General features: G+C 69.3%; 6 protein-coding genes. 4 read left to right on the top strand and 2 right to left on the bottom strand.

All coding sequences use genetic code 11. The features are described from left to right. The 4 genes from FV222_RS17250 to nudC all read left to right on the top strand — a co-directional run. Positions 1 to 351 (top strand): universal stress protein (locus FV222_RS17250; protein WP_147815250.1); only part of this gene is annotated, 351 nt, incomplete at its 5' end. A 91-nt stretch (positions 352 to 442) separates the two neighbouring features. After that, entirely contained in the window at positions 443 to 1,075 is a 633-nt protein-coding gene (locus FV222_RS17245) for a hypothetical protein (RefSeq protein WP_246685515.1), read from the top strand. Between the two features lie 109 nt (positions 1,076 to 1,184). Beyond that, entirely contained in the window at positions 1,185 to 1,598 is a 414-nt protein-coding gene (locus FV222_RS17240) for an HIT domain-containing protein (RefSeq protein WP_147752462.1), read from the top strand. Between the two features lie 7 nt (positions 1,599 to 1,605). Next, entirely contained in the window at positions 1,606 to 2,517 is a 912-nt protein-coding gene (gene nudC / locus FV222_RS17235; RefSeq protein ID WP_147763965.1) for an NAD(+) diphosphatase, read from the top strand. 83 nt (positions 2,518 to 2,600) lie between these two features. Here nudC and FV222_RS17230 read toward each other — a convergent pair whose 3' ends face one another. Continuing rightward, the gene (locus tag FV222_RS17230) at positions 2,601 to 4,343 is read right to left on the bottom strand and encodes a GGDEF and EAL domain-containing protein (RefSeq protein WP_147763964.1); all 1,743 of its coding nucleotides are present in this window, start codon (positions 4,341 to 4,343) and stop codon (positions 2,601 to 2,603) included. 370 nt (positions 4,344 to 4,713) lie between these two features. Beyond that, positions 4,714 to 4,970, bottom strand: a 257-nt coding sequence (locus FV222_RS17225) for a TOBE domain-containing protein (protein WP_187277364.1), incomplete at its 5' end; no start/stop codon positions are given.

The following is a 4,970-nucleotide window of genomic DNA, read 5'->3' as shown; positions in this document are numbered from 1 at the left end:
GCCTGGAACGGCTCGACCGAGACCGCGCGGGCGGTCGCCTTCGCGATGCCGCTGCTGCGGGCGGCCTCCCGCGTGCTGGTGCTCAGCGTCGAGGGCGGCACGGTGCCGGGCCCGAGCGCGGAGGACCTTGCCCGCTCGCTCGCCTGCGAGGGCGTGGCGGCCGAGCACAGGGCGCTCCCCGCCGGGCGCCGGACGCCGGGCGAGACCTTCCTCGCCGAGGCCAAGGCCTTCGGCTCCGACCTGCTGATCAAGGGCGCCTACACCCAGAGCCGCTTGCGGCAGATGATCTTCGGCGGGCCGACGAGCCACCTCCTCGCCCACGCCGACCTGCCGATGCTGATGGCGCACTGAGCGCGGGACGCGGCGTCGCGGCTGGAACCTCGGCCGTAAGCCCGGCGTTCGCGCCTCGCCGGCCATCCAGGTCGATCGAGGGCTGACCACAGTGATCCGAGCTTATCTGATCGCGCTCGCGCTGAGCGCGACCTCCGTCGCGGCGCAGGCCCAGGCCCCGCAGGCCCCGACCTCCGCCCTGCAACCGAAGGAATCGGTCGCCCGCTACCACGGCACCGTCGAGGCCCGCGACGCCGAGTCTGTGCGGATCCGGCGCCCGGACGGCGAGACGGTCACCGTGCTGATGAACGTGAAGACGCGCCTGTTCATCGCCACCGCCGGGCGGCTGCGCGACATCAAGCCGGAGAGCTACGTCAGCATCGTGTCGGTGCCCGGCCCCGACGGGAAGCCGAAGCCGATCAAGGTCGCGATCTACTCGCCGTCGGAGCGCGGCTTCGAAGCCGGCACCAAGCCCTGGGACGCCGCCCCCGACGCGCGGCTCACTGCGGGCTGGATCGGCGGGCTCTCGCTCGATGCGCCGCGCGAGGTCGAGCTGGTCTACGAGGGCGGCAGCAAGACCTTCACCATCCCGCCCGGCACGCCGACGGCGCAGATCGCGCCGGGCGAGAAGGCCCTGCTGGTCCCCGGGGCCGACGTGGTCGTGCTCGCCCGCAAGGATGCCGAGGGCGTCGTCAACGCCGACCTCGTCGCCGTCGGCCGGTCGGGGACCGAGCCCACCTTGTGACATCCCGCACGACGCGACGCCGGCCGCCCTCCCCGACCGGCGACCTCTGATCGCAGGCCAGCGATGAAGGCATGGCGCCGGGCGGGTCGCCCGCGCTACATCGCCTGGCATGACCGACTTCACCCTCGATCCCCGGCTCGCCGCCGACACCGTGCCGGTCGGCGACCTCGGCCTCTGCTCCGTCCTGCTGATGGACGACGCACGCTTCCCGTGGCTGATCCTGGTGCCGCGCCGGCCCGGGCTGAGCGAACTCACCGACCTCGCCGCCGACGACGCGGCCGCACTGTGGCGCGAGGTGCACCTCGCCACGGGCGTGATGCAGGCGCTGGCCAAGCCCGACAAGGTCAACGTCGCGACGCTGGGCAACGTGGTGGCGCAGCTCCACGTCCACGTGGTTGGGCGCTTCCTGTCCGATCCGGCCTGGCCTGGCCCGGTCTGGGGCTTCGAGACGCGCAAGCCCTATCCGCATCACGCCCGCGCGCAGCTCGCCGAGCGCGCCGGCGCCCAGTTCGCAGCAGCCTGAGGTGGCGATGCCCGATCCGTTCGCGACGCTCGGCTTCACGCAGAGCCGGCTCGTCCGCCATTCCTCGGAGCAGCCGGAGGACGCGGTGCCGGCCTCCGACACACCGGACACCGGCCTCGTGCTGATGGCCGGCGACGCGCTCGTGCTGCGCGGCGGCAGCGCGATCCTCTCCGCCGAGGACGGCGCGCGGGCGAACCCGCTGATCACCCAGGAGCGGATCTTCCTCGGGCACGTCGAGGGGCGACCGATCTTCGCCGCGGTCGCGGCTCCCGAGGCGGCCGAGGCCTATGCCGACGACACCTTCCGGACGCTGGACCTGCGCACCATCGCCACCGAGGGCGCGGTGCCGCAGCAGGAGCTCGGCCTGCTCGCCACCGCCAAGTCGATGCTCGGCTGGCACGGGCGCAATCGCTTCTGCGCCAATTGCGGCACGCAGACCCTGTTCCGCGCCGGCGGCTTCCGGCGGGAATGCCCGACCTGCGCCGCCCACCACTTTCCGCGCACCGACCCGGTGGTGATCATGCTGATCCGTCGCGGCGAACGCTGCCTGCTCGGGCGCGGCCCGCACTTCAAGGAGGGGATGTACTCGTGCCTCGCCGGCTTCCTCGAGCCGGGCGAGACGATCGAGGCCGCGGTCGCGCGCGAATCCTACGAGGAGACGCGGGTGCGGGTGTCCTCGGTCGCCTACCACACCTCGCAGCCCTGGCCGTTCCCGTCCTCGCTGATGATCGGCTGCACGGCGGAGGCCCTGGACGAGACCATCGTCACCGACCCCACCGAACTCGCCGACGCCCGCTGGTTCGACCGCGCCGAGGTGCTGGCGATGCTGGAGCGCCGCCACCCGGACGACCTGTTCGCCCCGCCGGCGATGGCGATCGCCCACGTGTTGATGCGCGTCTTCGTCGACGGGCGGGCGTGAGGGTCGAAACCCGTCGTTCGCCACCGACTGCAAACGCCCGGAATCCGTGAACGCCGACCAGCTTGCCGGTTTCCCCCAGGCGATCAGCTCGCGATCTTCCGGCGGGGACCGAAACCTTGGAGAAGATCCTCGAACTGCGCCGCCGGCAGCGCCTTTGCGTACAGGAATCCCTGACCCTGCTTGCAGCCCATTTCGAGCAGCCGCGCCTCCTGGTCCGCGGTCTCGATCCCTTCCGCGATGATGTCCAACCCGATGTCGTTCCCGATCTGGATGATGGAGCGCACGATCGCCGCATCGTGCTGATCGGTCATCAGGTCCCGGACGAATCCCCGATCGATCTTGAGGCGCGTCAGCGGGAAACGCTTGAGCGAACTCAACGAGGCGTAGCCGGTCCCGAAATCGTCGAACGAGATGCCGACTCCGCGACGATGCAGGTCGCGAAACGGGCGAAGGACAGGTTCGTCGACCTTCAGGAAGATCGTTTCGGTGATTTCCAGCTCCAGCATCTCCGGGCTCAACCGGTGCCGCTGGAGCGCGTCGGCGACGTCCGATGTCAGCGTCCCCGACCGGACCTGGGCGGTGAACAGGTTGACGCCCATTTTCCGGATCGGGAGCCCGGCGTCGCGCCAGGCCGCCGCCTGCCGACAGGCTTCGTCGAGGATCCAGCGTCCGACCTCGAGGGCCAGGGGGTGCTCCTCGAGCTGCGGCAGGAAGGCGCCCGGATACAGCAACCCGCGTTCGGGATGCCGCCACCGCAGGAGGGCCTCGGCCCCGTTGATGCACCGGTTCTCGAGCGCCACCTGCGGTTGGTAGTGGAGCACGAACTCGCCGGCCGCGACCGCCCTGCGCAACTCCGACTGCATCGCCAGCCGCGAAAGCAGCGCGCTCCGCATCTCGGGCTGAAACAAGCGGAAGACACGCTTGCCGTCCTGCTTCGCGCGAAACAGCGCCAAGTCCGCGTTGCCGACGAGTTCGCCCGCCGACAGGCCCTGCGTCGGGCTGATGGCCCCTCCGACGCTGACGCCCAGATGGAAGGTATGACCTAAGACGCAGAACGGTGCCGCGAAGGCTTCGAGAAGCGCGGCGGCACCGGCTGCGACCTTCAGTGGATCGGTGGCGCCCGGCAGCATCACGGCGAACTCGTCGCCGCCGAACCTGGCGAGGATCGCATCTCCACCGAGCCAGGCCGGCAGACGGATGGCGAGGGTTTGGAGGACGGCGTCGCCGGTGCCGTGCCCGCAACTGTCGTTCACCTCCTTGAACCCGTCGAGGTCGAGCATGAGGACGCACGTGGCCTGACCGGCGACGAGCCGCGCGTCGAGCGTCTCTTCGAAGGACGCGCGGTTGGGCAACCCGGTGAGCGTGTCGTGATGCGCGAGCCTGACCAGATGCGCGTCGCGGGCGCGCCATTCCGAGATGTCGCGCATGATCGCCCCGAAGCCGAGGCCGAAGCGGTCTCTCCAGATCGACAACGTGAATTCGGCCGGAAACTCGCTGCCGTCGCAACGTCTCGCCGTGACCTCGATCGTTCGGCCGGCCATCCGGGAGGGCTCGTTACGGACCATGCGGGCCAAACCCGCCGCGTGGCTGGCGCGAAACCGTTCAGGAACGACGACATCGATGTTTTGGCCGAGCATCGCGCCGGGTCCGTATCCGAAGAGCGCCTCGGCCGCATCGTTCACGAAGGTGATACGACCGCTGCTGTCGTTGGTGATGAAAGCATAGGTGGCGGCCTGTACGAGTCCCAAAGCGCCCGCCACTCTGGTGTCTGAAGAGGCCGGGCCTTGAAGACCGAATGCTTGTTCGTTCGCGTCGATGCCGGTCATCACTTCAGCTCAATGGAATCCACGCATTGCGAAGAAGCAATATGTCACGGTAATCAAATCGAATTAAACATTTGTTTCAGCCATTTCGACTGATCGGGTTCACTAAATATGACTTTTATCCTATAAAAAATGTCGGTGCCGGTGCGGAAACCGGGCCGAAAACACGTGAACTGACATCCCGTGAACGCTCGCTTCCAACCGAACGAAGCGATTTCTGCGGCTGCGTCGGGTCGAGGACGAACGACATCGCGGGTTGATCCTCCGCTACGAGAGCCTGTTCCGCGATCTTCGGATCATGGAAGGCGATCGAACCCGCCGTGCAGCCGTATGACCTTCGCGCGAGCCGGCGTCCGTCTCGCGCGAAAGTGCCTCAGATCTCGATCGCCCGGCGCCCGCCCATCCCGGCGGGATCGAGGGCGACGCTCTTGATCACCGCGTGGACCGGGCGGCCGACCGCGAGGTCGAGGTCTCGGACGGCGGCGCCGGTGAGGCGGGCGGCGAGCACCGCGCCGCCGCAGGCGATCTCCACCATCACCGCGTGCCCGTCCGGGATCAGCGCGGCGACCCGGCCGGACAGCACGTTGCGGGCGCTGAGGCCGATCGGCACCGCGGTGGCGACCAGCACGT

It is taken from the genome of Methylobacterium sp. WL103 (assembly GCF_008039885.1).
Taxonomy (GTDB): domain Bacteria; phylum Pseudomonadota; class Alphaproteobacteria; order Rhizobiales; family Beijerinckiaceae; genus Methylobacterium; species Methylobacterium cerastii.
Note: the sequence above shows the minus strand (reverse complement) of the source record. Positions and strands in the feature narration are given on the sequence as shown.

Bases quoted from the DNA above. Each gene is read 5' to 3' on its own strand.
- FV222_RS17240 (WP_147752462.1), top strand. From the start codon at position 1,185: ATGACCGACTTCACCCTCGATCCCCGGCTCGCCGCCGACACCGTGCCG.
- nudC (WP_147763965.1), top strand. From the start codon at position 1,606: ATGCCCGATCCGTTCGCGACGCTCGGCTTCACGCAGAGCCGGCTCGTC.
- FV222_RS17230 (WP_147763964.1), bottom strand. From the start codon at position 4,343: ATGACCGGCATCGACGCGAACGAACAAGCATTCGGTCTTCAAGGCCCG.